This is a genomic window from Streptosporangium sp. NPDC048047 (assembly GCF_040653115.1).
In the GTDB taxonomy this organism is placed as follows: Bacteria; Actinomycetota; Actinomycetes; order Streptosporangiales; family Streptosporangiaceae; genus Streptosporangium.
Map to the genome: position 1 here is coordinate 105548 of NZ_JBEZNH010000011.1, position 24516 is coordinate 130063.

23 protein-coding genes are annotated in these 24516 nt (G+C 73.6%); 7 read left to right on the forward strand and 16 right to left on the reverse strand.

Annotated elements, in window-relative coordinates:
- Window positions 1-46: 46 nt before the first annotated feature.
- From AB0D67_RS12675 to AB0D67_RS12685, 3 genes are read right to left on the reverse strand one after another with little or no spacing between them, the layout of a single operon-like run.
- Window positions 47-1810: an ABC transporter permease subunit gene (locus AB0D67_RS12675; RefSeq protein ID WP_362933081.1), complete on the reverse strand. Its 1764-nt coding sequence runs from the start codon at window positions 1808-1810 to the stop codon at window positions 47-49.
- Entirely contained in the window at window positions 1807-3090 is a 1284-nt protein-coding gene (locus AB0D67_RS12680) for a hypothetical protein (RefSeq protein WP_362933084.1), read from the reverse strand. The genes AB0D67_RS12675 and AB0D67_RS12680 overlap by 4 nt, the downstream gene beginning before the upstream one ends.
- Window positions 3080-3757, reverse strand: a complete 678-nt coding sequence (locus tag AB0D67_RS12685; RefSeq protein WP_362933087.1) for a hypothetical protein — start codon at window positions 3755-3757, stop codon at window positions 3080-3082. The genes AB0D67_RS12680 and AB0D67_RS12685 overlap by 11 nt, the downstream gene beginning before the upstream one ends.
- Window positions 3758-4019: 262 nt before the next feature.
- On the opposite strand from AB0D67_RS12685, the gene AB0D67_RS12690 reads away from it, so the two are divergent.
- Window positions 4020-5723: an AMP-binding protein gene (locus AB0D67_RS12690; protein ID WP_362933090.1), complete on the forward strand. Its 1704-nt coding sequence runs from the start codon at window positions 4020-4022 to the stop codon at window positions 5721-5723.
- Window positions 5724-5732: 9 nt separating this feature from the next.
- Here the strand turns inward: AB0D67_RS12690 and AB0D67_RS12695 are convergent, their stop codons facing one another.
- The 8 genes from AB0D67_RS12695 to AB0D67_RS12730 form a co-directional block, all read right to left on the reverse strand.
- Window positions 5733-6407 (reverse strand): restriction endonuclease, encoded by a 675-nt coding sequence (locus AB0D67_RS12695; RefSeq protein WP_362933093.1) that lies wholly within the window; start codon window positions 6405-6407, stop codon window positions 5733-5735.
- Window positions 6408-6626: 219 nt separating this feature from the next.
- Window positions 6627-7229 (reverse strand): hypothetical protein, encoded by a 603-nt coding sequence (locus AB0D67_RS12700; RefSeq protein WP_362933096.1) that lies wholly within the window; start codon window positions 7227-7229, stop codon window positions 6627-6629.
- 85 nt (window positions 7230-7314) lie between these two features.
- Window positions 7315-8517 (reverse strand): aminotransferase class V-fold PLP-dependent enzyme, encoded by a 1203-nt coding sequence (locus tag AB0D67_RS12705; protein WP_362933099.1) that lies wholly within the window; start codon window positions 8515-8517, stop codon window positions 7315-7317.
- Window positions 8498-9340: a DUF72 domain-containing protein gene (locus AB0D67_RS12710; protein WP_362933102.1), complete on the reverse strand. Its 843-nt coding sequence runs from the start codon at window positions 9338-9340 to the stop codon at window positions 8498-8500. The genes AB0D67_RS12705 and AB0D67_RS12710 overlap by 20 nt, the downstream gene beginning before the upstream one ends.
- Window positions 9341-9530: 190 nt before the next feature.
- Window positions 9531-9761: a hypothetical protein gene (locus AB0D67_RS12715; protein WP_362933105.1), complete on the reverse strand. Its 231-nt coding sequence runs from the start codon at window positions 9759-9761 to the stop codon at window positions 9531-9533.
- Window positions 9748-10011 (reverse strand): DUF6400 family protein, encoded by a 264-nt coding sequence (locus AB0D67_RS12720; protein ID WP_362933108.1) that lies wholly within the window; start codon window positions 10009-10011, stop codon window positions 9748-9750. Before AB0D67_RS12720 ends, AB0D67_RS12715 begins: the two co-directional genes overlap by 14 nt.
- A gap of 369 nt (window positions 10012-10380) precedes the next feature.
- Complete coding sequence (locus AB0D67_RS12725) at window positions 10381-11652, reverse strand: PHB depolymerase family esterase (protein ID WP_362933111.1); 1272 nt, start codon at window positions 11650-11652, stop codon at window positions 10381-10383.
- A 282-nt stretch (window positions 11653-11934) separates the two neighbouring features.
- Window positions 11935-12207, reverse strand: coding sequence for a DUF1876 domain-containing protein (locus AB0D67_RS12730; RefSeq protein ID WP_362933114.1), 273 nt, complete (start codon window positions 12205-12207; stop codon window positions 11935-11937).
- 342 nt (window positions 12208-12549) lie between these two features.
- On the opposite strand from AB0D67_RS12730, the gene AB0D67_RS12735 reads away from it, so the two are divergent.
- Complete coding sequence (locus AB0D67_RS12735) at window positions 12550-13437, forward strand: slipin family protein (protein ID WP_362933117.1); 888 nt, start codon at window positions 12550-12552, stop codon at window positions 13435-13437.
- A 69-nt stretch (window positions 13438-13506) separates the two neighbouring features.
- Here the strand turns inward: AB0D67_RS12735 and AB0D67_RS12740 are convergent, their stop codons facing one another.
- The 4 genes from AB0D67_RS12740 to AB0D67_RS12755 form a co-directional block, all read right to left on the reverse strand.
- Complete coding sequence (locus tag AB0D67_RS12740) at window positions 13507-13737, reverse strand: DUF2277 domain-containing protein (RefSeq protein ID WP_362933120.1); 231 nt, start codon at window positions 13735-13737, stop codon at window positions 13507-13509.
- Between the two features lie 51 nt (window positions 13738-13788).
- A complete protein-coding gene (locus tag AB0D67_RS12745; protein ID WP_362933347.1) occupies window positions 13789-15420 on the reverse strand; it encodes a glycerol-3-phosphate dehydrogenase/oxidase in 1632 nt (543 codons plus the stop codon).
- Between the two features lie 187 nt (window positions 15421-15607).
- The gene (gene glpK, locus AB0D67_RS12750) at window positions 15608-17125 is read right to left on the reverse strand and encodes a glycerol kinase GlpK (protein ID WP_362933123.1); all 1518 of its coding nucleotides are present in this window, start codon (window positions 17123-17125) and stop codon (window positions 15608-15610) included.
- 12 nt (window positions 17126-17137) lie between these two features.
- Entirely contained in the window at window positions 17138-17980 is an 843-nt protein-coding gene (locus AB0D67_RS12755; protein WP_362933126.1) for an MIP/aquaporin family protein, read from the reverse strand.
- A gap of 485 nt (window positions 17981-18465) precedes the next feature.
- Here AB0D67_RS12755 and AB0D67_RS12760 point away from each other — a divergent pair, with 485 nt between their 5' ends.
- The 3 genes from AB0D67_RS12760 to AB0D67_RS12770 all read left to right on the forward strand — a co-directional run bounded on the left by AB0D67_RS12760 (window position 18466) and on the right by AB0D67_RS12770 (window position 21062).
- Window positions 18466-18738, forward strand: coding sequence for a GlsB/YeaQ/YmgE family stress response membrane protein (locus AB0D67_RS12760; RefSeq protein WP_362933129.1), 273 nt, complete (start codon window positions 18466-18468; stop codon window positions 18736-18738).
- Between the two features lie 267 nt (window positions 18739-19005).
- Window positions 19006-19908, forward strand: a complete 903-nt coding sequence (locus AB0D67_RS12765) for a sulfotransferase (RefSeq protein WP_362933132.1) — start codon at window positions 19006-19008, stop codon at window positions 19906-19908.
- The gene (locus tag AB0D67_RS12770) at window positions 19905-21062 is read left to right on the forward strand and encodes a glycosyltransferase family 4 protein (protein ID WP_362933135.1); all 1158 of its coding nucleotides are present in this window, start codon (window positions 19905-19907) and stop codon (window positions 21060-21062) included. Before AB0D67_RS12765 ends, AB0D67_RS12770 begins: the two co-directional genes overlap by 4 nt.
- 61 nt (window positions 21063-21123) lie before the next feature.
- On the opposite strand, the gene AB0D67_RS12775 is transcribed toward AB0D67_RS12770, so the two are convergent.
- Window positions 21124-22122 carry a zinc-binding alcohol dehydrogenase family protein gene (locus AB0D67_RS12775; protein ID WP_362933350.1) on the reverse strand — a complete coding sequence of 333 codons (999 nt, stop codon included), beginning with the start codon at window positions 22120-22122 and terminating at the stop codon, window positions 21124-21126.
- A gap of 248 nt (window positions 22123-22370) precedes the next feature.
- On the opposite strand from AB0D67_RS12775, the gene AB0D67_RS12780 reads away from it, so the two are divergent.
- Both AB0D67_RS12780 and AB0D67_RS12785 read left to right on the forward strand, forming a co-directional pair.
- Complete coding sequence (locus tag AB0D67_RS12780; RefSeq protein ID WP_362933138.1) at window positions 22371-23285, forward strand: universal stress protein; 915 nt, start codon at window positions 22371-22373, stop codon at window positions 23283-23285.
- Between the two features lie 205 nt (window positions 23286-23490).
- Window positions 23491-24501 (forward strand): hypothetical protein, encoded by a 1011-nt coding sequence (locus AB0D67_RS12785; RefSeq protein ID WP_362933141.1) that lies wholly within the window; start codon window positions 23491-23493, stop codon window positions 24499-24501.
- Window positions 24502-24516: the final 15 nt, after the last annotated feature.

Sequence of the window (24516 nt, forward strand, 5' to 3'; positions counted from 1 at the left end):
CTGTCCGCGGGTTCCCTGTCCCGGGGGCGTCGTGCCCCGCGGGACCTCATCGGCGGATCCCCTGTGTCAGCCCCCGCGCCAGCCACCTGCCCGTCGCCAGCAGCAGCGCCGCCGGAACCGCCGTCATCAGCACCCCCTGCGCCGCGAGCTCCCCGGCCGAGGTCGTGAAATATCGTGACGCCTGCAGCATGGTCAGCGGCGCCTGGTCGGCGGCCGGCCAGTTGAGCAGCAGGCTGACCACCATGTCGTTCCACACCAGCACGAACGACAGCACCGCCACCGCCGCCACGGCGGGGGCGCCGTCCCGCACCACCCGGGTCATCGCCGAGCGGCCGTCGGCGAAGCGGTCCAGCGTCGCCGGCCGCGGCACCGACATGAACGCGTTGCGCAGCAGCAGCACCCCCAGGGGCAGCAGCAGCGCGGCGTGCACCAGGCTGAGGACGAACGTGCTGCCCAGTGACCCGCCCAGCGCCCTGCCCAGCGGCGCGGCCAGCGCCTGCGGCGGCAGTACGGCCAGCACGACCGCCGCCGCGGTGACGGCCCGCCGCGCGCGGCGGGGGAGGGCCTCGTGCGTCAGGGCGTAGGCGGCCGGCACCGCCGCCGGCACGACGAGGAAGGCGGTCAGCAGCCCGCGCTGCGCCGTGGCCCACAGCGCCTCCGCGAAGAAGCCGCCGTCGAACGCCTCGCCGTACGAGCCGAGCCCGTAGCCGCCGGTCCACCACCCGGAGGTGGCCGCGGCGTCCGGTGACCGGAACGAGGTGAGCAGCAGGACCACGAAGGGGAACGCCCAGAGCGCGGTGACCGCCCCCGCCGCCACCCGCCGCGGCCACCGGGCCTCTCCCCGGGAGGCCGGCGCCCGCCGCGTCCGGCGGGCGGCCGGCCCAACCTGGAACGGCTGCCGCCACGGACGCTCGGCCCCTGGCAGGTCATGGCGCAGCCGCCACAGCACGGCCAGCGCCACCGCGACGGCCGTCACGGTCAGCAGGACCGCCAGCGCCGCCGCCCGCCCGTCCCCGAGGACGGTACGGCGACGCCACCACAGCAGCCCGGCGACGTCCACCTCCGGCTGGACCGAGCCCGGCGCCCCCACCAGGACCAGCTCGAACACCCGGGCGGCGGCGGTGAGGACGATCAGCAGCGCCACCGCGGCCGTGGGGAACAGCGCGGGCGCCGCCACGGCGCGCAGGAGGCGCAGCGGCCCCGCGCCGAAGACCCCGGCCACCCGCAGCAGGTCCCGGGGAAGGTTGGCCAGGCCCACATGGAAGACCAGGAACGCCAGCCCCGTCCACTGCCAGACGAACGCCAGGCCCAGGACCAGCCAGATCCAGCCGGGGCCGGTGAAGAGCACCGGCTCGGGCAGCAGGGCGTTCACCGAGCCCAGCCCGGGATCGGGCGCGAAGATCATCCGGAAGGTCACGCCCGCGGTCAGCGGGGACGTCACCACGGGCAGCGTCAGCGCGGCCGGCAACAGCCTGCGCAGGCGCGGCCCCACGCCCCGGGCGAGCCAGGCCAGGCCCAGCCCGAGCGCGCAGACCACCGGCGCGAGCACCAGCCAGACGGCGTTGTTCAGCAGAGCCGTCCTGACCTGCGCGTCGTTCACGACGTCCAGGTAGGCCCGCGCGCCGCCGTTCCCGGTGAGGCTCGTCACCACGGTCGCGGCCAGCGGGACGAGCAGACCGGCGACCACCAGCCCGATGGCGGGCAGCAGCCGCCGCCACGCCTCCCACCGCCCGCGGCCCGGTGACCTCGCCGGCGCGCGCATGTCGTAGTACGGGGCCACCTCGAAGAGGAAGGCGTCTTCGCGGCTCATGATCCTCCACTCCGCCAGGCCGCCGCCTCCACCGCCGCGGCGTGCGCGGCCCGCGCGGCCTCCTCGGCGCCCCGGCCGCCGACGGCGACCGCGGCGAACAGGTCGGTCAGGACACGCCAGAGGCCCTGGCCGTCCCCGCCGGCCAGGGCGCCGCCGAGCCGGTCCGACAGGTCGAACGCGATCGATCGTCCGGGCGTCCAGGCGCCGGGCCCTGAGGGTGCGGCGAGCTCGCGGAGCTCGTGCGCCAGCGGCCGCACCGGCACGGGGTAGTCACGGTCGCGCAGCCCGGCGCCGAGGGACAGGAACCCCCCGGCGCCGGCCCAGGCGGCCAGCGGCCCGCGCATCTCCCCTCCGGTGAGCCGCGCCACGAACCGCCTGCCCCGCTCCCCGGAGGAGGCCAGCGCCACCACGGCGTCCCCGCCGGCCAGCACGGGCGGCCGTTCTCCGCCCGCGGGCCAGGGGAAACGGAACCAGCGGGCCTCGCGGCCCGGGACGCGGTAGCGGTCGATGACCGGCCAGGCGAAGTCGGGGCCGGCGACCATGTCGGCGCGGCCGTACCGGAAGACGTCGAGGATCGCGTCGTGGAACTGGGTGACCAGCGCCCGCCGCCCTCCGCCGGGGACCAGACCGGGGACGGACCACAGCTCCGCCAGCCGGATGAACGCCTGCGCCACCCGCTCGTCCCCCCAGTCCGCCGGGTCCAGCAGGTGCAGCCTGCCGTACAGGTCGGGGGCGAGCCCGAGGAGGACGTTCTCGAACCAGTCGGTGAGCGCCCACCCGTCGGCGGCGGGCACGGAGAGCGGGGGGCGGCCCGAGGCCGCGCGGGCCCGGCACAGCTCCAGCCACGCCTCCCACGAGCCGGGCGATGTCTCCACGGACTCCGGCCGGTACCACACCAGCGACTTGTGGGCGACCTTGAACCAGACCCCCTTGACCCGCCCGTCGTCCGCGCAGCGCACCAGGTCCCGCCAGAACGGCGGGTCCTGCGAGACGAGCGGCTGCAGCCGGGCGCAGATCTCCGGGTCGCCGATCAGGCCGGGCTGCGGCACGATCGCCACGTCGGGGGTCGCCGCCGGGGCCACCGGCTCGCGCAGCAGCGCCGCGATGTCGTTGCCCGCCGAGTAGACGGTCACCGGCTCGCCCTCCAGGACCCGGCGGAAGCGGGCCAGCTCCCAGCCGCTCCACACCACCGCGACCCGCAGGGGCCGTTCGGCGGAGCAGCCGGTGAGCCCGGCCGCGGCCAGCCCCGACAGCGCGGCCAGGGCCCGTCTACGGTTCATCCGCATCGACGACCTCCCAGCGGGCCGAGGGGCTGCCCAGCGTCTCGATCCGGTCGCCCTCGTCGCCGACCACCAGGACCGGCAGGTGGGGGAAGGCGGCCAGGCTCCTGCCCACCACGGAATGGCAGGGCGGCCGGCCGTCGCGGTCCTCCACCAGCACCGCGTTCGGCCTCCTCCAGTGGCACATCGCGCGGGCGAACGCCACCCAGAGCCTCTGGTCCGCCGACAGGTCGTACGGCCGGCGGTCGAGCGGTACGTCCAGGTCGAGCCGGTCGGTGATGAAACGCACCTGTCCTCGTAGGAAATCCTTTCCGTACCGGTATCCTTTTCCGTCGCGGCCGTGCAGCCCGAAAACGATGTTCTGCTCGACCGTCAGATGGGGCAGCAGTCCGCCCCCGGCCGGAACCAGCGCGATTCCGCGTTCCCGGGAAGGTAACGAGGTGACCTCCTCCCTCGTGACCTCCTCCCTCCCGCTCAGTATCCGGCCCCGGACCGGCCACGCCCTGCCCAGCAGCACGTCGGCGAAGGCGTCCGCGGCATCGGCGTCCTCGGCCAGCACGACCCCGACCCGCCCTGCCGCGACCGACAGGTGGCCCGGCTTCAGGGCGCAGATCCTTCCTCCGTGCTCCCAGGAAAGACCGTCCAGCTGAAGCGGCCGTCCTGTCACGAATTCATCAGCTCCACATGTCGGAGGGGATGCTTACTTCTATAACGCACCGGAATGGAAATCCGAAAGGCTGCCGGAAAATCTGCGGGAAATTCCTTTTCGGGCCCGCGGAATATGCGGAATCGGTCTTTCTGCGGGGCCGTACGCACACGGCGCGGTCCGACGGCGGGCGACGGAAGGCCGCCGGGGGCTGCCGGAGGCGGCGGCGCGGGCGTACCGTGTGGTGATCACCGATGGGCGATCGCCGAGAGGAGCCGCCGCCATGGGCGCCACCGGCAACACCGAGATCTACCGCAGGGCCCGTGACGGACTGCTGGGCGCGGGCGGCGACCACGCCGGAGCGGTCGCGGGGTTCACCTGGCCCCGCTTCGAGGGCCCGTTCAACTGGGCCGTGGACTGGTTCGACGCGATCGCCCGGGGCAACGACCGCACGGCCCTGCGGGTGGTCCGGGAGGACGGTTCGGAGACCCGTCTCACCTTCGACGAGATGGCCCGCCGCTCCGACGCGGTCGCGGCGTTCCTGGCCGCCCACGGCGTCTCCCGGGGCGACCGGGTGATGCTGATGCTCGGCAACCAGGTCGAGCTGTGGGAGTCGATGCTGGCGGTGATGAAGCTGGGGGCGGTGATCCTCCCGGCCACCACGGCCCTCGGCCCGGCCGACCTGCCCGACCGCGTGGAGCGGGGCGGGGTGCGGCACGTCGTCGCCAACGCCGCCGACGCCGCCAAGTTCGACGGGGTGGGCGGAGGTTACACGAGGATCTGCGTGGGCGGCGCCCCGGCGGGCTGGGCCGACTACTCCGAGGCCCACGCGGCCCCGGCGCCGCCCGCGCCGCATCCGGGCACCGCGCCGGACGACCCGCTGCTGCTGTACTTCACCTCCGGCACCACCAGCAGGCCCAAGCTGGTCGAGCACAGCCAGGTCTCCTACCCGGTGGGCCACCTGACGACGGCCTACTGGATCGGCCTGCGCCCCGGCGACGTGCACCTCAACATCAGCTCGCCCGGGTGGGCCAAACACGCCTGGAGCTGCTTCTTCGCACCCTGGATCGCCGAGGCCACGATCTTCGTCCACGACTACCGGAGGTTCGACCCGAGGGCGCTGCTGGAGCGGATCCGCGACGCGGGGGTGACGACGTTCTGCGCCCCACCCACGGTATGGCGGATGCTGATAAAAGCTGATCTGTCCGGTGGTCCCGGCCGGCTGCGGGAAATCGTCTCGGCGGGCGAGCCGCTCAACCCCGAGGTCATCGAGCAGGTCCGCCGCCACTGGGGGCTGACCCTGCGTGACGGCTTCGGCCAGACCGAGACCACCCTGTCGGTCGGCAACGTCCCCGGCATGCCGGTCAAGCCCGGCTCGATGGGCCTGCCCCTGCCCGGCGTGCCGGTCACGCTGGTCGACCCGGTCACCGGACGGCCCGGCGACGAGGGGGAGATCTGCATCGACCTCGGCCGCCGGCCCGTCTCGCTGATGACCGGCTACCGCGGCGACGACGAGCGCCACGCCGGGGCGACCGCCGGCGGCTACTACCACACCGGCGACGTCGCCGTCCGCGACGCCGACGGCTACGTCTTCTACGTCGGCCGCACCGACGACGTGTTCAAGTCGTCCGACTACAAGATCTCCCCGTTCGAGCTGGAGAGCGTGCTCGTCGAGCATCCCGCGGTCGCGGAGGCGGCCGTGGTGCCCGCGCCGGACGATCTGCGGCTGGCGGTGCCGAAGGCGTACGTCGCCCTGGCGGCCGGATGGGAGCCGGACCGCGGGACCGCGCTGGCCATCCTGCGCCACGCCCGCGAGAGGCTGCCGCCGTACCAGCGGGTGCGCCGCCTGGAGTTCGCCGAGCTGCCGAAGACGGTGTCGGGCAAGATCCGCCGGGTCGAGCTGCGCGGTCTGGAGGAGAAGGCCGGGCAGACGGGCGGGCGGCCCGCGGAGTGGCGCGACGAGGACTTCCCCGAGCTGCGCTCCTGACCGCGCGGATCAGCCGGACCGCAGCGGCTCGTGGGGGAGGGGCTCGCCCCGCAGCCAGCCGGCCAGCCGGTCGCGCTCGACGAGGATCAGGCCCGCCTCCCCGGCCTCGGCGAGGGCCTGGCGGGTCAGCCGGCCGGAGGTGACCAGCACACCGGTGTGCCCGGCGAACGCGTGGGCCAGGGCGCCCAGGAAGTTGCGGACCTCCGGGGCGCCGACATTGCCGGCGTAGCGCTTGCACTGGAAGGCGTAACGCCGGCCGTCCTGTCCGACGGCGGTGAGGTCCACACCCCGGTCGCCGGAGCCGCCCAGCTCCCGGACCCGGCGGAAGCCGTCCCGTCGCAGCAGCCCGGCGGTGAGCGCCTCGAACTCCGGGCCGGTCAGCCCGTCGACCCGCTCCAGCTCCAGGTTCGCCTCGAACCACCGGCGCTGCCGCGCGGCCACCGTACGGGCCCGGACGACCGGCACGGCCGCCGCCAGGGCGAGCACGGCGACGGCCGCCGCCGTGAACCACGGCAGGTGCGCACGGGCGAACGGCAGCGCGCTCCGCAGCGCGGCGTAGGCGAGCACGGCGGCCACACCCCACAGGAACAGGTCGGTCCACCCGAACCCTCCGGGCCGGCCCTTCCTCCTGACGGCCCGGTTCCTCCCGGTCCGGCGTCCCTTGGCCGGTCGTCGGCTCGGCATCGTGTCAGCTCCCGCGGGGGTGGGGGATCGGGGGTCGGGCGCAGGCCGGTGCCTGACGCCCTCGGCGAACCGCTTCCCCGCGCGCGCCCCCCGCAATCCCGCCGCACTCACACGGCCTCTGGCCGCCCTGTCCGTCCGGCGCTCCCACGACGCTTCCGCGGCGCGCGGGCCCGCCCCGCCCGTACGGCGCTCCCGCGGCGCGCGGGAGCGCCGGGCCGGTCAGCTCGCGCCGGGGACGGTGACGTTCTTCTCCTTGAACTTGTAGCCGTTCTGCGTGGCGCCCTGCTGGAGCTGGTCGAACGCCTGCCTGCCCGCGGTCAGGTCGGCCTCGGTGGCCGTGCCGTTGCGCAGCTTGGCGGTCAGCGCGTCGAAGCGGTCGGTCACCGCCTTGACGCTCCGGCACAGGCCCGGGTTGGCGAGCGCGAACCCGCGGGCCACCTTCAGCTCGTGAACGGTGAACAGGCCCGCCACCGCGGCCTTGACGAAGGTGCGCTTGCGCTTCTCCGCCCCGGCCTTGAACCCGCCGCTGCGCAGCGGCCGGTAGATGTAGCGGTAGAACGCCCCCAGCGCGAGGCCCGCGTGCAGCGCGAAGCGCGTCTTGGCGAACGGCCTGGCGTTGGCCCCGGCGGGGCACTCCCCGTCGTACTCGAGCTCGGGGCCCGCCTGCGGCGGCGGAGCGGCCGCGGCCGACGAGGTGGCGACCACCGGGGCCTCGGGCGGCAGGGCGGCCGGCCGCCGGTCGCCGCCGCACCCGCCGAGCAGGGCGACCGTCAGCAGCGCGGCCATCGCCACGGCGGCCGGTCCGGCACTTCGAGCAGCCATATCTCCCCCTGGAACGTCACGGCGCCGGGATCGGCGGACTCCTTCCCGGTTATCCCCGCTGTGACGGTTCCGACACGGACAGTGTTCAGTGTCGCGTCGCGAGCCCCCGGACGGCGGAGACCAGGGCGTCGAGCTCCTCGTCGGTGTTGTAGTAGTGCACCGAGGCGCGCACCGCGGCCGGCACGGCGTTCGGGTCGAGACGCTGGTGGGCCCGGTCGGTCACGCTGACGTTGATCCCACGCTCCCGCAGGACGCCCTTCACCCCGGCCGACTCGTGGCCCGCGACGGTGAACGTGACGATGCCGCAGCGGCGGGCGCCGCGGTCCAGCACCGTCACGCCGGGCGTCGCCGCGAGCTCATCGCGCAGGCGGGCGGCCAGGCCGGTCACCCGCTCCTCGACGGCCGCGACGCCCAGGGCGGCGGCGTAGCCGGCGGCGACGCCCAGCCCGATCTGGCCCGCGACGTAGCGCTCCCACGTCTCGAACCGGCGGGCGTCGCCGCGGATCTCGTAGCGGTCAGGGGCGGTCCACTCGGCCGAGTGGAGGTCGAGGAAGGGCGGCTCCAGCTCCCCGACGAGGTCGCGCCGCACGTACAGGAATCCGGTCCCGCGCGGGCCGCGCAGGAACTTGCGCCCGGTCGCCGACAGCATGTCGCAGCCGATCTCCGTGACGTCCACGGCGAGCTGGCCCACCGACTGGCAGGCGTCCAGCAGGAACGGCACGCCCGCCCCCCGGCACAGTCGGCCCACCTCGGCGGCCGGGTTGACCAGGCCGTTGTGCGTCGGCACGTGGTTGATCGCGACGAGCCGCACCCCGCCCCGGGCCAGCTCCGCGGCGAGCGCGTCGAGGGACAGCTGCCCGTCGCCGTCGTCGGGCAGCGTCTCAACGCTCGCCCCGCGCGACTTCGCCACCTGGTGGAAGGCGATGGCGTTGCTGGCGTACTCGCTGGTCGTGGTGAGGATCCGGTCGCCGGGGGCGAACGGGATCGCGTAGAACGCCATGTCCCAGGCGCGGGTGGCGTTCTCCACGTAGGCGATCTCGTCGCGGTGGGCGCCGATCAGCCCGGCCACCGCGTCGTAGAACCCCTCGGTCAGCTCCCGGGCCTGGTCGGCCGCCTCGTAACCGCCGGTGACGGCCTCCAGCCGCAGGTGCCCGTTCACCGCGTCGAGCACCGGGGCGGGCGGCAGCGCCGCCCCCGCGTTGTTGAGGTGCGCGACGGACGCGCAGCCCGGCGTGTCCACGCGGGCCTTCTCGACGTCGATGATTCCGTCACCCGTGGGTGTGGTCATGATCTCTCCCGTCTCCGGTGCCGTCGTCTCCGGTGGCGTCGTCCCGCGCCCCGGCGGGGATGTCGCGGACACCACCGGGGGCGCGGCTCACGGGCCATCCTCCGGCCCGCGCGAGCGCCGCGTAGCGTATCGCGTTCCGTACGGCGGCGCCGCCGGGGTCGTTGTTGAAGTACACGTGGACGTCGCGGTCGCGGCCCCACGTCCGCTCCAGGCGGCGCAGCCAGGAGCGGAGCGCGGCGTCGCCGTAGGACGGCCGAGGGTGGGCGCGCCCCTCGTGGAGGCGCAGATACCCCCAGTCGGCGGTGCGCCACAGCGGGGAGAGGGGCCGGCCCAGCCGGTCGGCCCAGCACAGCGCCGCGCCGTGCGCCGACAGGACATCCCGTACGGACTCGGTCCACCAGGACGGGTGGCGCGGCTCGACGGCGACGCGCACCCCGGCCGGGAAGGCCCGCAGGCACGCGTCCAGACGTTCGGGGTCGGCCCGCAGCGTGGGCGGGAGCTGCAGCAGGACGGGGCCGAGCCTGTCGCCCAGGCCGCCGGCCGCCGCCAGCATGCGCCCGACCGGCTCCTCGGGGTCCTTGAGCCGTTTGACGTGGGTGAGGAAGCGGCTCGCCTTGATCGCCATGACGAACCCGGCGGGGGTGCGCGCCGCCCAGTCCTCGAACGTCTCACGGGCGGGGAGCCGGTAGAAGCAGTTGTTGTTCTCGACGGTGGCGAAGCACTCGGCGTAGCGCTCCAGCCAGAGCCGCTGGGGCAGCCCCGGAGGGTACAGCTCCCCGCGCCAGTCGGCGTACTGCCAGCCGGAGGTCCCCACGAACATCATCGGCCCCTCCTGCCGGTCGCCGCCTCACACCGGCAGATCTGCCCGGTGGGGCGGCCCTGACACGGGCGGAACCGCCCCGGGCCGTCACGGACGGTGTCCCCGCCGGGGCGTGTCGCGGGCCGGGCGGGACAGGGACGCCGGTCGGAACGGGCGGCGTTCGGGGAGGCGCCCCGGGGGACGGCCGCGCCGGTCAGAACGGGCGTGGGCCGCCCGCGCCGAAGCCGGTCTCGTGCTCCCACAGGTGGGTGCAGCCGGGGCACTGCAGGTGCAGACGGCTGCCGGTGACGCCCAGGAGGTAGCGCCAGTGGTCGGCGCAGTTGCGGCCCGCGCCGCAGGCGGCGCAGTCCCGGTGGTCGCGGCATCCCGGGCAGGGGACCCAGGCCCTGCGGCCCAGGTCGGCGCAGGGGTCAATGGGCAGCATCGCCGGTCTCCCCTCCGGGGAGGACCCCGGCCGCCACGAGCATGTCGTAGATCTCCCGCTGCCGCGGGTCGAGGCCGGAGTAGAGGAGGTCGTGGGCCTCCTGCTCGGCGCGCATCACCGCCGGGGGATCCCAGTCGACCCCGAGCGCGGCGACGACCGCGGCTCGCCGCCGCGTCTCATGGGAGGACAGGTCGAAGGCGATCCGGAACCCGGCGGGCACGCCGGTGCTGTCGTTGCTCTCGTTGCTCATGGAGCGGCTTTCCGATGGGGTGGCGGGCAGGTGCCGGGCGTGACCGGAGAAAAGCGGCCGCCGTGCCCCGGAGGGGAAAGACCGGACGGGGGACGGGACGCCCCGGTCCTCGACGATCACGTGACCGCACGTCACGCGGGGACCTTCACCGAAGGAAGGTGGATTACCTTCTGTCTACCCGAACATGAACTTCCACCGGTAATCGGGCCGGAAGCCGGTACGGATCGCGGGCCCGCTGGCGGCCACGCGATCCGTGACCCGGGGGCTCCGCGTGCCGCCGTGACCGGACGGTGCCGTGCGGGCGGCCGTGACCCGCGGTACGGCGGGGTCGCGCGCCCCGCCGTACCGGGGAGCACGACCCCGCGCGGATCAGCACCGGCCGTCGGCCAGGACCCAGTAGGCGGGGCCGGTCTGCATCAGCGTGTGGGTGGTCAGGACGTTCCACAGTCCCATGGGATCGTTGGACCCCTTGGCGTAGGTGTATCCGCCGGAGGCGTAGGCGCGGCCCGCCGTGGTGTGGGCGTAGTTGCTCGCCGTCACGCAGACCGGGGCGACCGTCGGGGTGGCCGTCGGGGTGACGGTCGGGGTGGCCGTCGGGGTGGCGGTCGGCCCGCCTCCGCCGTCCAGGCCGAAGAACCGCGCGTCGTGGTAGGCCGAGCAGATGGTGTCGAGGAAGTACGCCGCGGCGTTGCCGCACTGGTCGGGGCCGCTGCCCGGGTCGACCGGCAGGCCGTGGCCCATCCCGGATATCTCGTACAGGCGCACGTCGTCGTTGCCGTACACCTTCAGGGACGTGCCGCCGGGGAGGCTCGACGTCGAGACCGGGGTCTGGGAGACGCCCCGCACGTTCGTCCACTGGTCGCGCAGCTGGGCGCCGTTGGCCGGTGTGACCGTGTAGTCGGACGTGCCCTGCCATACGGCGACGCGGGGGTAGGGGCCGGAGTAGCCGCTGTAGGCGGCCCGGACCAGGTCGCCCCACTGCTGGGGGGTCTTGTTCGTGGCGCCGTACTGGCAGGAGGTGGCCTGGGTCAGGCCGGCGGCGCAGCGGTAGGCGATCCCGGCCCCGACCGAACCGGCCTTGAAGACGTCGGGGTAGGTGGCGAGCATCACCGCGGACATCGCGCCGCCCGCCGACAGGCCGGTGACGTAGACCCGCGCGGGGTCGGTGCCGTAGTTGGCGACCGCGTAGGCGACCATGGCGCGGATCGAGGCGGCCTCACCCTGGCCCCGGCTGGTGTCACCCGTCTCGAACCAGTTGAAGCACTTCGAGGAGTTGTTGGAACCGCTGGTCTGCGGCAGGACGAGGGCGAAACCCCACTGGTCGGCGTACTTGCGCCAGCCGGAGTTGGTGAAGTAGCCGTTCGCGTCCTGCGTGCAGCCGTGCAGGGCCACGACGAGCGGCCGGCCGGAGGGCAGGCCGTCGGGCCGGTAGGCGTACATGGCGAGGTTGCCGGGGTTCGAACCGAACGAGCCGACCTGGGTCAGTGACGCCGCCCGCGCGGGAGGCCCGGCCAGGGACGCCCCGAGCAGGCAGAGCAGCACGAGCAGCGCGGTCGCGGCGGCGGTGAGGACGGCGGAGGGCCGTGACGGGCGGAGCCGGGGGGACGAGGAGGGTGCGGGCGGTGCGGGGGGTGCGGCCATGACGTACTCCTTTGACAACCGGGTTCACCGGTCCTTTCAGGGAAAGGTAGATCCGCCGAAACCCCCCGGACATGTCCCGGGCACACACTCTTCATCTCTGTGATGTGGAACACACGCGGGCCCCGCCTCGCGGTCCCGTCCCCGGACGCACGGCCCGATCCGGGTGGCCCCTGTCCCGGACCGTCGGCGGCTCCGCCCCGCGGCCTCCCTCCGGGCGCGCCGAAGGCCCCGCCGACGGTCCGGCGAGGCCATGGGTGGACATGGGCGGAGGAGCGGACCCGGCTAGCCTCCGTACTCGCGGGAGGATCCCGCCATCTGGGCGACGTCCTGGGCGCCGTCCTGGATGAGCTGGGCGGCCAGGGTGGACAGCGCGCGGCCCACCGCCAGTTCGTCGCCGATCTCCGGCACCGGCTGGTCGACGGGGTTGCGCCGCGCGTGCGCGACGCCCTCGTGCCGCTTGCCGCGGTCGGTGAACAGCACGGCTCTGGCCGTGGTGACGTCGTCGTTGTCGTCCTCGCTGATGAAGATCTGCACGTTCCACTGTTTGGCTTCCATGGCGAACACCCCCTATGCCACAGCGTCACCTCTGCCGGGCCCCGGAGGAAGGGACCTTGGACCCGCCCGGGAAGGTCCTTGCGCCCGCCGGGCCGCGGATCCCGTGTCCGCCGCTCGCGGTGGTCGTCCCGTCCGCGGCCCGCCGCGCCCGTCGCCCGCCGGGCGGGACCGTGACCGCCGCGTCCCCGCCCGCCGCGTCCCCGCCCGCCGTGTCCCCGCCCTCCGGGCGTGGCCGCCGCCTTCCCGCCCGGCGCTCACGGCGGGCGACCGCGCCGGGTTCGGGACCTTCGGCCCTACAGGCCGGTGAGAGGCCGGGCGAATGCTGAGAAAAGGGGGTTTGAGATGTTCATCGAAATCCTGTACGGGATCATCGCCTTCATCGTCGCCTGGGTCGTGCTGGGCGGGGCCCGCGTGGTCAACCAGGTCGAGCGGGGCATCGTCTTCCGGTTCGGCAGGGCGCTGCCGAACCCGCGCCGTCCGGGCCTGGCGATCCTCATCCCGGTCGTGGACCGGATGAGGAAGGTCAACGTCCAGATCGTCACGATGCCGGTGCCCGCCCAGGAGGGCATCACCCGCGACAACGTCTCGGTCAAGGTGGACGCGGTCGTCTACTTCCGGGTCGTGGACCCGATGAAGGCGGCCATCGAGGTGGAGGACTACCTGTTCGCCGTCGGCCAGGTGGCCCAGACGTCGCTGCGCTCGATCATCGGCAAGAGCGAGCTGGACGACCTGCTGTGCAACCGCGAGCGCCTGCACGAGGGCCTGGAGCTGATGATCGACAGCCCGGCGATCGGCTGGGGCATCCACATCGACCGCGTGGAGATCAAGGACGTGCAGCTTCCCGAGACCATGAAGCGGTCGATGTCGCGCCAGGCCGAGGCCGAGCGCGAGCGCCGGGCCCGCGTCATCACGGCGGACGGGGAGTTCCAGGCGTCCAGGAAGCTCGCCGACGCGGCGGGCATCATGCACGACACCCCGGGAGCCATGCAGCTGCGCCTGCTGCAGACCGTCGTGGAGGTCGCGGCGGAGCGCAACTCCACGCTGGTGATGCCCTTCCCGGTCGAGATGCTGCGCTTCTTCGACCGGATGGCGGGCGCCGTCTCGAAGGGCGCCGTGCCGAAGAGCACCGCGTCACCGGGGCAGGGATCACTCCCCGCGGGCGCGCCCGTCCCGGAGAGCCTGCGCGATCTCGTACGGCCCCGCGACGGCGAGCCCGCCGACCCGGCCTGACCGTACTGCCTGACCGGGGCGGCCCACCCGGGCTACCCGGGCGTCCCGCTCCGGGGAGCGGGACGGCCGTCAGGCCCCCGGCCGCGGCGCGGCCGGGCGGGGGAGGTGCAGGTCGTCCAGCAGGACCTGGGTCGCGGCGGCGATGGTCTCCACGGCCCGGTCGAAGACCTCGGCGTTGCGCGCCGACGGGGCCCGGAAACCGGAGATCTTACGGACGTACTGCAACGCGGCGGCCCGCACGTCCTCGTCCGTCACGTCGCTGGAGTACGGCTCACGAAGGGTCTTGATGCTCCGGCACATGACAGGACCGTACGCCATCCACACCCCGGCTTTCCACCGCCGGCTCCACCGTCAGCCGGAGGAGAGCAGGGCCTCCTCGGCGTGCTCGTCGTCCGGCTGGCTCTCGGCGGCCAGTTCGGCGTGGACCAGCCGGCGGTACTCCTCGGTCTCGCGCCGGACCGTCTCCTCGTCCCAGCCCAGCACGGGCGCGACGAGGGCCGCCGCCTCGGGCGCGGCCGCCAGGCCCCGGTCCCGCTGCTCGATGGCGACGTGGGTACGGCGGGCCAGCACGTCCGCGAGGTGCAGAGCCTGCTCGTGCGACGCCGCGTAGACGATCTCGGCCCGCAGGTAGTCCGGCGCCGCGGGCAGCGGCTCCCCCAGAGCGGGGTCGGCCCCGACGATCTCCAGCAGCTCCTCGACGCCGGACCCGTAGCGGCGCAGCAGCCGCTCCATCCGGCCCACGCCGAGCCCGTACCGTTCGGCGAGGTTGCGGCGGCCGTTCCACACGGCCTCGTAGCCGGTCGCGCCCAGCAGCGGCAGCCGCTCGGTGGCCGACTCCGGCACGCCGGAGCCCAGTTCCTCGGCGGCGGCGTCGACGGCGTCCCTGGCCATGACGCGGTAGGTGGTGTACTTGCCGCCGCTGACCGTCACCAGGCCCGGCACCGGATTGGCGACCAGGTGCTCGCGCGAGAGCTTCTCGGTGCCGGTCGCGGCGCCGGCGATCAGCGGCCGCAGCCCGGCGTAGACGCCCTCGACGTCGTCGTGGCCCAGGGGGGTGGTCAGCACCGCGTTGACGTGGTCGAGGATGTAGTCGATGTCGGCGCGGCTGGCCACCGGGTGGTCCCGGGCCAGGGTCCACGGCGTGTCGGTGGTGCCGATGATCCAGTAGTCGTCCCAGGGGATCACGAACAGCACGCTCTTCTCGGTCCGCAGGATCAGCGCCGTGTTCAGGTCGAGCCGGTCGCGGCGGACCACGATGTGGACGCCCTTCGACGGCTTGACGGTGAGGCTCTTCCCGGCCCCGGCCATCCGCAGCGTCTCGTCGGTCCAGACCCCGGTGGCGCCGATCACCACGCGGGCCCGGACGTCCATCTCCCGGCCGCTCTCCAGGTCCGTCACGTGCGCGCCCACGACGCGCTCGCCGTCGCGGAGCAGGCTGCCGGCGCGGACCCGGTTGGCGACGGCGGCGCCGTACCGGGCGGCCGTCCGCACGATCGCGATCGCCAGCCGCGCGTCGTCGGTGTGGGCGTCGAAGTACTGCAGGGCGCCGACCAGCGAGTCGGGGCGCAGGGCGGGGGCCTCCCGCAGTGCGCCGCGGCGGGTCAGGTGCCGGTGCCGGGGCATGACGGCGCGCAGCCCGCCCAGGAAGTCGTAGAGGGTCATGCCCGCGCCGACGTAGAACCGCTCCCAGAGGCGGTGGGTCAGCGGGTAGAGGAACGGCACCGGCCAGACGAGGTGCGGCGCCAGCCGGGTCAGCAGCAGGTGGCGTTCCTTCAGCGCCTCCCGTACCAGCCCGAAGTCGAACTGCTCCAGATAGCGCAGGCCCCCGTGGATCAGCTTGCTGGATCTGCTGGAGCTGCCGGCCGCCCAGTCGTTCGCCTCGACCAGCGCGACCGTCAGGCCGCGCGACGCGGCGTCGAGCGCGGCTCCCGCGCCGACGATCCCGCCGCCGACGACCAGCACGTCGTACTCCTTCTCGCCCATCCGCCGCAGCGCCGACTCCCGGTACAGCGGTCCCAATGCGGGCTCGTTCAACGGGCACCTCCCGTGTCGTCGTCCCGCCTGCGCGGGACGGGCGTGCTTCCCGGACTCCTCAGGCTTCCCGGGCTCCCCGGGCTCCCCGGGCTCCCCGATCCGGATGATCCGGGCGGTCCGGACGGTCCGGGCGCGGTCAGTCGACGTCCACCCAGCCGAACGTGCGTTCCACGGCCTTCTTCCAGCAGGCGTATCCGTGCTCGCGCTGCTCCTCGGTCCATCTCGGCTCCCAGCGCCGGTCCTCGTTCCAGTTCTGCTTCAGCTCCTCGGTGGACTTCCAGAAACCCATCGCCAGGCCGGCGGCGTAGGCGGCGCCCAGGGCGGTGGTCTCGGCGACGACCGGCTTGGAGACGGGCACGCCCAGCACGTCGGCCTGGATCTGCATGCACAGGTTGTTCGCGGTGACGCCGCCGTCGACCCGCAGCACGTCCAGGGTGACGCCGGAGTCCTGCCGCATCGCCTCGACCACGTCGCGGCTCTGGTAGCAGATCGCCTCCAGGGTGGCGCGGGCCAGGTGGGCGTTGGTGTTGTAGCGCGACAGGCCCACGATCGCGCCCCGGGCGTCGGAGCGCCAGTAGGGGGCGAACAGGCCGGAGAACGCCGGCACGAAGTAGATGCCGCCGTTGTCGGCCACCTGGCGGGCCAGCGCCTCGCTCTCGGCGGCCCCGGAGATGATGCCGAGCTGGTCGCGCAGCCACTGCACCGCCGAGCCGGTCACCGCGATCGACCCCTCCAGCGCGTACACCGGCGGCTCGTCGCCGAACCGGTAGCAGACGGTGGTCAGCAGGCCGTTCTGGGAGCGGACCGGCTCGTGGCCGGTGTTGAGCAGCAGGAAGTTGCCGGTGCCGTAGGTGTTCTTGGCCTCACCGACGCCGAAGCAGACCTGCCCGACGGTCGCGGCCTGCTGGTCGCCCAGGTCGCCGGAGAGGGGAACCTCGCGGCCCAGCGGCCCGTTCGCCCGGGTGACGCCGTACAGGCCGGGGTCGGAGGAGGGTCTGATGGCGGGCAGCATGGCGCGGGGGATGCCGAAGAACGACAGCAGCTCGTCGTCCCACTCCAGCGTCTCGAGGTCCATCAGCATGGTGCGGCTGGCGTTGGTGGGATCGGTGACGTGGACTCCGTCGTCCCTTCCCCCCGTGAGGTTCCACAGCAGCCAGGTGTCGGTGTTGCCGAAGATCGCCTCGCCGTCCTCGGCGGCCTGCCGGACCCCGTCGACGTTCTCCAGGATCCACTGGATCTTCCCGCCGGAGAAGTAGGTGGCCGGCGGCAGGCCCGCCTTACGGCGGATGACGTCACCGCGGCCGTCGCGGTCCAGGGCAGAGGCGATGCGGTCGGTGCGGGTGTCCTGCCAGACGATCGCGTTGTAGTACGGCCTGCCGGTGCGCCGGTTCCACACCACCGCGGTCTCGCGCTGGTTGGTGATCCCGAGGGCGACGAGGTCGGCGGCGGTCACGCGGGATCTGGCCAGGGTGGTCTCGATCACCGAGCGGGTGCGTTCCCAGATCTCCACCGGATTGTGCTCGACCCAGCCGGCCCGGGGCAGGATCTGCTCGTGTTCGAGCTGGTGGCGGGCGATCTCGTTGCCGCCGTGGTCGAAGATCATGAATCGGGTGCTCGTCGTCCCCTGGTCGACCGCTCCGACGAAGTCCGCCATGGGTTCCCTCCTTCACTGTTCCGGTGACGCCTTCTCAGGGGGAGGGCGGTCCGGGGGCAGCCTGCCGGGCTCCGGTTCCTCCCCGGCGCGCAGGAACCGGCCGACGAGGAGCTCGTACAGGGCTCCGCCCAGCACACCGCCGATCAGCGGGGCCACGATCGGCACCCAGAAGTAGATCTGGCCGTACTGGTCCCGCCAGGCGGTCTCGTAGCCGGTGAGGAAGGACGCCAGGCGCGGCCCGAAGTCGCGGGCGGGGTTGATGGCGTAGCCGGCGTTCGTGCCCCAGGCCATGCCGATCGCCACCACGATCAGCCCGATGACGAAGGGGGCGAGGTTCGCGCCGGGAGGGGTGTTCAGGACGTCGATGACGGCGAAGATGAGGAAGAGCAGGATCGCGGTGCCCATCACCTGGTCGCGGAAGGCCCCCCAGAGGCCGACGGGCAGCGAGCCGTTGCCGGGCAGCGTGGAGAAGACGCCCTGCGTTTTGATCGTCAGTCCCGGGTCGGCGGCGTGCAGCATCTCGGTGTAGTTCCACCGCACGAGGAGGGCGGCGACGAACGCCCCGGCGATCTGCGCCACGCAGTACGGCAGCACCCTGCGCCAGGAGAAGCCCTTGAAGACCGCGAGGGCGACGGTGACGGCGGGGTTGAGGTGCGCGCCGCTGATCCGGCCGGCGGTGTATACGCCGAAGGTGACGCCCAGGCCCCAGGCCCACGAGACGCTGTCGTGGTCGCCGATGTGGGCGGCGACGACCTGCGCCACGACGCCCACCCCGAACAGGATCAGGATCGCCGTGCCGGCGAACTCCGCCGCCAGCTCGGCGATGAGACCGGGGAGTTTCCGCGGGTCCGCCATGCACGCCCCTTCTGGAAGCCGTACGGCTCGCCCTCCCGCTCCGAAACCGAGCAGACTTGCCCAATAAGGAACGAAATATCCAACCGAAGCACTCGTCACACGGCTTTATCCCTCAAGAAAGGTTCATGCTTATCCATAGGGAAGGTATTGCCGAGGCCGGCCGTCGATGCCGCTTCCGCCCCGGGCCGTGTCTCCCGTGTTCTTTCCGTGTTCTTCCTGTGTTCCCTCCGTGTTCTCTCCGTGTCGTCCCCGCGCCTTCCCGCGGCCTTTCCCAGAGTTCTCCCCGGCTCCTCCCGGCCCTTCCGTCACGCGACCGAAGCCCTCTCCGGAAGGCCCTCCCGGGCTGTCACGGCTTTTTCTGCGAGTGCCGGAATGGGCTCTGAGCTGGATGTTCATCCATCCCATCAGGCCGTAATTGTTCTGTTATGTGTTGCCGCCCCGTGCCGGGGCAGACGATCGGCAGCCGAGCAAAAGGAAGTATGAACATGACTGTCACTGGAATCATCACCGCCATCGTCATCGGTGCCATCGTCGGTGCCCTCGGCCGGCTCGCCGTGCCGGGCAAGCAGCACATCCCGATCTGGCTGACCATCGTGATCGGCATCGTCGCCGCCTTCATCGGTACCGCCATCGCCGGTGCCCTCGGCGTGGCCCACACCTCGGGCATCGACTGGATCGAGCTGCTCCTGCAGGTGGTCGTCGCGGCGATCGGCGTCATCCTGACCGTCAGCCTGTACCGCAGGCGCGGCGTCCGGTAAGCGCCTCCACCCCCGCAACGGTGCGGGACGGTGAGAACCGCCGGCGGCCCCGCTCCCCGACGCCCATCAGGGCGGGGAGCGGGGCCGCCGCCGCATGTCCGTCTCCGCCCGTCTCCGCCCCGGATCCGGGCCCGAGTCCGTCTCCGGCCCGGCCCGTCTCCGCACCGTCCGGCCCCGGCCGGACGGCGCGGGCACTCCCAGGGGACTTCCAGGTAACCGTCAGGAATCCCCAGGTCACTGTCAGGAAAGCTCGATAGCGTCCATGGGATGAACTGGAAACGTAAGGCCAACGCCGCCGTGAAGGAGCTGACCGGGTTCCAGATCACTCGCGTCGCGAAGGTGGAAGCCGGGGCCGGGTCCGCCGCCAGGGGCGCGGGACGGGCGCCCGCGGTGGCGGCGGACGACCTCGTCCGTCTCCCCGACGACCCCCGGACCGACCGGCTGCTCACCGCCCCCATCTTCATCCTCTCGCCGGTCAGGTCAGGCTCCACCCTGCTGCGCGCGATGCTCAACGCCCACCCGATGCTGCACGCCCCCCACGAACTGCACGTGCGGCGGCTGTCCGTCGGGCTCACCACCCCGCTCGCCGCACGCGCCATGGAGGCTCTAGGCCACAACCAGGCCGACCTGGAGCACCTGCTGTGGGACCGGGTCCTCCACCGTGAGCTGGTCCGCAGCGGCAAGGCCCACATCGTGGACAAGACCCCGGCCAACGCCTTCGCCCACCGGCGCATCGCCACCTGCTGGCCCGATGCCCGCTTCGTCTTCCTGCTGCGCCACCCCGCCTCCATCGCGGCCTCCTGGCACGAGGCGAGCCCCGACCGGCGGACCCCGCACGAGGCGGCGCTCGACGCGCTGCGTTACATGAAGGCCGTGGAACGTGCCAGGGGCGACCTGCCCGGCCTGACCGTCCGCTACGAGGACCTGACCGCGGACCCCGAGGCCGAGACCCGCCGGATCTGCGACTTCCTGGGCATCCCGTGGGAGCCGGTGATGCTCGCCTACGGAGAGCAGACGGTCGTCCAGAAGGGGCTCGGCGACTGGAAGGACAAGATCCGGTCCGGGAAGGTCCAGGAGGGACGCGCCCTGCCCCGCCCGGAGGAGATCCCCGGGGAACTCCGTCCGATGGCCCGGACCTGGGGCTACCTCGGCGGGGACGAGAGCCGGTGAGGATCCGCTACATGCTCCTGCACGCCTACGGCATGGGCGGCACGATCCGGACGGTGGTCAACCAGGCCAACGCCATGGCCGCGGCCGGGCACGACGTCGAGATCATCAGCGTGGTACGGCGCCGCGCCAGGCCCCAGTTCCCCATCGACGGGCGCGTGGAGATCACCACGCTGGTCGACCAGCGCGGCGGCGTGCGCACCGACTCGATGGGCCGCCGGATCTGGCGGAGGGTGCGCGGCAAGGTCGTCCCGCGAGGGGAGTTCGCCGCCGGCTACTTCACCGAGCGCGTGGAGAAGGCCGTCATCGACCACGTCTCCGCCCTCGACGGAGGCGTCCTGGTCACCACCCGCCCGGCGCTGAACCTCATCTCCGCCCGGCACGGCCCGAGCGGCGTGGTCCGCGTCGCCCAGGAGCACATGAACTTCACCACCCACCGCGAGAGCGTGCGGCGGCAGATCGCCCGCCACTACGGCAGGCTGGACGCGGTCGCGGTGCTCACCGGCACCGACCGCGACACGTACCGGCGCCTGCTGCCCGGCACGCCGGTCGTCCGTATCCCGAACGCCGTCCACACCCTGCGCCGGAGGCCCTCGGCGCAGGAGAACGCGATCGTGATCGCGGCGGGCAGGCTCGTCAAGCAGAAGGGCCTCGACCTGCTCATCCCGGCGTTCGCCCAGGTCGTGCGGCGCTTCCCCGACTGGCGGCTGCACATCTACGGCACCGGCCCCAAGAAGACCGAGCTGAGCGCCCTCGTCGGCGAGCTGGGCCTCGACGGCAGCGTCAAGCTGATGGGCCGTACCCCCCGGCTGGACGAGGAGCTGGCCCGGGCCTCGGTGTACGCGCTCAGCTCCCGGTTCGAGGGCCTGCCGATGGTCATGATCGAGGCGATGTCCCACGCGCTGCCGGTCGTCGCGTTCGACTGCCCGACCGGCCCGCGCGACGTGCTGACCGACGGGGTGGACGGCCTGCTGGTCCCGCCCATGGACGTCGACGAGCTGGCCGGGACGCTGATCCGCGTCATCGGCGACCGCGAGCTGCGCCTGCGGCTGGGTTCCGCCGCCGCCCGCACAGCCCGTGACTACGCTCCCGAGGCGATCATGCCGATATGGGAGAACCTGTTCACCGAGCTGTCGGCCGCCCCGCGCGTCGCCTGAGGGCGAGCCGAGCCGGCCCGCCGTACCTCAGCCGGGAGCCCGAGCCCGGGGGAGGGTCAGATCAGATGAGGAGTACGGCGGCGCCCTCGACGCGGTCGGCGGCCAGGTCGGCCAGCGCCCGGTCGGCCGCGTCGAACGGGTAGGGCACGGTCGTGACCCTCGGCGGGTGGGCCGCGGCGGCCTCCAGGAACGCCCGGCCGTCGGCCCGGGTGTTGGCGGTGACGCTGCGCAGCGTCCGCTCCTGGAACAGGTGCCGTCCGTAGTCGAGCACCGGCACGTCACTGAGGTGGATGCCCGCCACGGCCAGCGTGCCGCCGCGGTCCAGCGCCTCCAGGGCGACGGGCACCAGCTCGCCCGCCGGGGCGAACAGGATCGCGGCGTCCAGCGGCTCGGGCGGGGCGTCCGCCGCGCCGCCCGCCGAGGCCGCCCCCAGCTCCAGGGCCAGCTCCCGGGCCCTGGCCGAGCGGGTCAGCACGTGCACGGTGGCCCCCTGGGCGATGGCGACCTGCGCGGTCAGGTGCGCCGAGGCGCCGAAGCCGTAGATTCCCAGGCGCCCGCCGGGCGGCAGCTCGCTGCGGAGCAGGGCGCGGTAGCCGATGATCCCGGCGCACAGCAGCGGCGCCAGCTTCCCGGCCGCGCCGCCCTCGGGCAGCCGGTAGGCGTAGTCCTCCGGGACGGTGAGGTAGCGGGCGTAGCCGCCGTCGGCGTCCCAGCCGGTGTAGGAGGAACGCGGGCACAGGTTCTCCGCGCCGCGCAGGCAGTAGGGGCAGCGCCCGCAGGTCGAGCGGAGCCAGGCCACGCCCACCCGTTCCCCGGCGGCGAGCCGTACGGTCTCCGGGCCGCGGGCCGCCACCCGGCCCACCACCTCGTGACCCGGGACGGTCCGCGGGCGTCGCGGTGGCAGGTCGCCCTCGGCCAGGTGCAGGTCGGTGCGGCAGACGGCGCACGCCTCCACCTCGACCAGCACCTCGCCCGGACCCGGCCGGGGGACCGGCAGGCGGACCCGCTCCAGGGGGCCCGAGGCGATCGGCCCTGGCCGGGCGACCACCCAGGCGTCCATCTCCTCGGGAACCGTCACGTGCCCGGTCATGGCGCCCTCCGTTCGCGTCCTCCCCGGCGTTCCCCGCGGGCGTTCCCCGCGTCGCGGGCCGGAGAGCCGTACGGCGGGCATCCGCGCGCCGCGTCCTACCCGTCCCCGCGCCGCGGGCGGTGGAATCCGTCCCGGAGATGATCGATGACCCGCTCTTTTGACCGGGGTGAAGGTGGGCGGGCACAAGACGAGGTGGGAACGGTCGCGAGGAGGGTGACATGGCGACGGACGTGGTCGTGGCGGGAGCCGACGGTTCGCCCCCGTCCCTGGCGGCGGTCGGGTGGGCCGCCGGTGACGCGGTGCGGCGCGGCGCCGTCCTGCGGGTCGTGCACGCCTGTGAGGGCATGGACTACGACCTCCCGGTGTTCTCGGAGCCGGAGTACGGCGCGGCGGTGTCGGAGCAGTGCCGCCGGGTGCTGGCGGAGGCGGCCGATCTGGCGCGGGGCCGCGTTCCCGGGCTGGAGGTGGAGGAGAGGCTGGAGAGCGGACCCGCGGCCGAGGCGCTGCGCCGCGCGTCCGGGGACGCGGCGGTGCTCGTGCTCGGCCACCGGGGGCGGGGCGGGTTCCGCGAGCTGCTGCTGGGGTCGGTCCCGCAGCGGCTGGCGGGCCACGTGGCCGTGCCGGTCGTGGTCGTCCAGGGCGAGGAGGAACGCGGGAGCGGCGAGGTCGCGGTCGGCTTCGACGGGTCCCCGTCCTCGGAGGCGGCGCTGGGTCACGCCTTCGAGGAGGCGGCGCGGCGCGGGGCCCGGGTGCGCGCGGTGCACGCCTGGGAGGCGCCGGTCATGGGACCGTACACGGTGGTCTACACGCCGATGCTGGAGGAGGTCTCCACCGCGGCGGAGAAGACGGCCGAGAGGGCGCTCGCCCCGTGGATGGAGCGCTACCCGCACGTCCCGGTGATCAGGTCGGTGGTGTGCGAGCATCCGGTGGTCGCCCTGCGGGAGGCGTCGGAGACCGCCGACCTGCTGGTGGTCGGCTCGCGCGGGCTGGGGAGGCTGGGATCGGCGGTGCTCGGCTCGGTCGGCCACGGGGTGCTGCACCACGCCCGCTGCCCGGTCGTTGTGGTGCCCTCGCCCGAGAACCGGCCTGCCGGGGACGGCTCGCCGGACGAGGGGGCCGCCGCCCCCTCCTGACCCGGTCCTCCCGGCCGCCCTGCCTGCTCCGGCGGCCCGCCTGCCCGACCCGGCGCCCCCGGTCCCGCAACGGACGACCGTAATGCAAGATTTGCCGCAAGTGCCGTAATTGCGGGAGCATCCTTTCCGATCGCCCGCCGGGCGTGGGGCGCCGCCCGGCCGTGGAGCCGGGGCCGGTGCCCGGGGATCAGGGAAAGGGAGCGATGTGGCGGCTGTGTCCCGCGACGTCCTGCGGCGGGGCGCGATCCGGGGTCTTGCCGCGTCGATCACCGCCGTGGCGCTGTGCCTCGGCCCGGCCGGATCCGGCCTCGCCGAGCCGAAGCCGACCACCAAGCAGCTCCGCAAGGAGCTGGCGGACATGCAGAAGCAGTCCGAGTCCCTGATCGCCCGCTACTACGACTCCCGCGTCGAGCTGCAGAAGGCCGAGAAGACCGAGAAGGCGGCCAAGGACCGTCTGAGCCGGGCGCAGGGCGAGCTCGACCTGGCCGCGCGGGAGGTCCGCCTGCTGGCCGACGCGCGGTACCGGAGCGGCGGGATGGAGGGGATCTCCGCGCTGACGGGGGCGGGCGACCCCGCAGCCCTGCTGAGCCGCATGGCGCTCACCCAGCAGATCCTCGACGAGCAGGACGCCAGGCTCCGGGTGTTCGTCCGGGTCCGCGACGACCACCGCCGGGCCCGGGACGAGGCCAGGACCCGCGAGGCCGAGCTGAAGAAGAGCATGTCGAAGCTCGACAAGGAGAAGGACCGGGCGGAGAGGCTGATCGAGAAGATCAAGGACCGGATCGACCTGCTCTATCCCACCCCGGGCGTCCGCCGGGCCGACGGCACGTGGGTGCCCCAGCTTCCGTCGGGCCCCGACAACATCACCCCGCGGATGCGGCTGATCCGGCAGCTCGTGGCCCAGCGGTTCGGCCCGCACTTCGGGATCGGATGCTTCCGGGTCGACGGCGGCATCGCGGGCGGCGGCGAGCACCCCCTAGGCCGAGCCTGCGACTTCATGCTCAGCGGCGGGGGCGCCATGCCGTCGGCCGGCGAGGCCGGGCGCGGCGACGAGATCGCCGCCTGGGCGATCAAGAACTCCCGGCGGCTGGGCGTCATGTACATCATCTACCGCCAGCGCATCTGGCACGTCCGCACCGGGAGCTGGCGCGGGATGTCCGACCGGGGCGGCGTCACCGCCAACCACTTCGACCACGTCCACATCTCGGTCTACTGACCGGCGCGGGGCGGC

What these genes read in the sequence shown, in the direction of transcription:
- AB0D67_RS12675 (WP_362933081.1), bottom strand. Translation starts at nt 1,810, where the DNA reads ATGAGCCGCGAAGACGCCTTCCTCTTCGAGGTGGCCCCGTACTACGAC.
- AB0D67_RS12680 (WP_362933084.1), bottom strand. Translation starts at nt 3,090, where the DNA reads ATGAACCGTAGACGGGCCCTGGCCGCGCTGTCGGGGCTGGCCGCGGCC.
- AB0D67_RS12690 (WP_362933090.1), top strand. Translation starts at nt 4,020, where the DNA reads ATGGGCGCCACCGGCAACACCGAGATCTACCGCAGGGCCCGTGACGGA.
- AB0D67_RS12695 (WP_362933093.1), bottom strand. Translation starts at nt 6,407, where the DNA reads ATGCCGAGCCGACGACCGGCCAAGGGACGCCGGACCGGGAGGAACCGG.
- AB0D67_RS12700 (WP_362933096.1), bottom strand. Translation starts at nt 7,229, where the DNA reads ATGGCTGCTCGAAGTGCCGGACCGGCCGCCGTGGCGATGGCCGCGCTG.
- AB0D67_RS12705 (WP_362933099.1), bottom strand. Translation starts at nt 8,517, where the DNA reads ATGACCACACCCACGGGTGACGGAATCATCGACGTCGAGAAGGCCCGC.
- AB0D67_RS12710 (WP_362933102.1), bottom strand. Translation starts at nt 9,340, where the DNA reads ATGATGTTCGTGGGGACCTCCGGCTGGCAGTACGCCGACTGGCGCGGG.
- AB0D67_RS12715 (WP_362933105.1), bottom strand. Translation starts at nt 9,761, where the DNA reads ATGCTGCCCATTGACCCCTGCGCCGACCTGGGCCGCAGGGCCTGGGTC.
- AB0D67_RS12720 (WP_362933108.1), bottom strand. Translation starts at nt 10,011, where the DNA reads ATGAGCAACGAGAGCAACGACAGCACCGGCGTGCCCGCCGGGTTCCGG.
- AB0D67_RS12725 (WP_362933111.1), bottom strand. Translation starts at nt 11,652, where the DNA reads ATGGCCGCACCCCCCGCACCGCCCGCACCCTCCTCGTCCCCCCGGCTC.
- AB0D67_RS12730 (WP_362933114.1), bottom strand. Translation starts at nt 12,207, where the DNA reads ATGGAAGCCAAACAGTGGAACGTGCAGATCTTCATCAGCGAGGACGAC.
- AB0D67_RS12735 (WP_362933117.1), top strand. Translation starts at nt 12,550, where the DNA reads ATGTTCATCGAAATCCTGTACGGGATCATCGCCTTCATCGTCGCCTGG.
- AB0D67_RS12740 (WP_362933120.1), bottom strand. Translation starts at nt 13,737, where the DNA reads ATGTGCCGGAGCATCAAGACCCTTCGTGAGCCGTACTCCAGCGACGTG.
- AB0D67_RS12745 (WP_362933347.1), bottom strand. Translation starts at nt 15,420, where the DNA reads ATGGGCGAGAAGGAGTACGACGTGCTGGTCGTCGGCGGCGGGATCGTC.
- glpK (WP_362933123.1), bottom strand. Translation starts at nt 17,125, where the DNA reads ATGGCGGACTTCGTCGGAGCGGTCGACCAGGGGACGACGAGCACCCGA.
- AB0D67_RS12755 (WP_362933126.1), bottom strand. Translation starts at nt 17,980, where the DNA reads ATGGCGGACCCGCGGAAACTCCCCGGTCTCATCGCCGAGCTGGCGGCG.
- AB0D67_RS12760 (WP_362933129.1), top strand. Translation starts at nt 18,466, where the DNA reads ATGACTGTCACTGGAATCATCACCGCCATCGTCATCGGTGCCATCGTC.
- AB0D67_RS12765 (WP_362933132.1), top strand. Translation starts at nt 19,006, where the DNA reads ATGAACTGGAAACGTAAGGCCAACGCCGCCGTGAAGGAGCTGACCGGG.
- AB0D67_RS12775 (WP_362933350.1), bottom strand. Translation starts at nt 22,122, where the DNA reads ATGGACGCCTGGGTGGTCGCCCGGCCAGGGCCGATCGCCTCGGGCCCC.
- AB0D67_RS12780 (WP_362933138.1), top strand. Translation starts at nt 22,371, where the DNA reads ATGGCGACGGACGTGGTCGTGGCGGGAGCCGACGGTTCGCCCCCGTCC.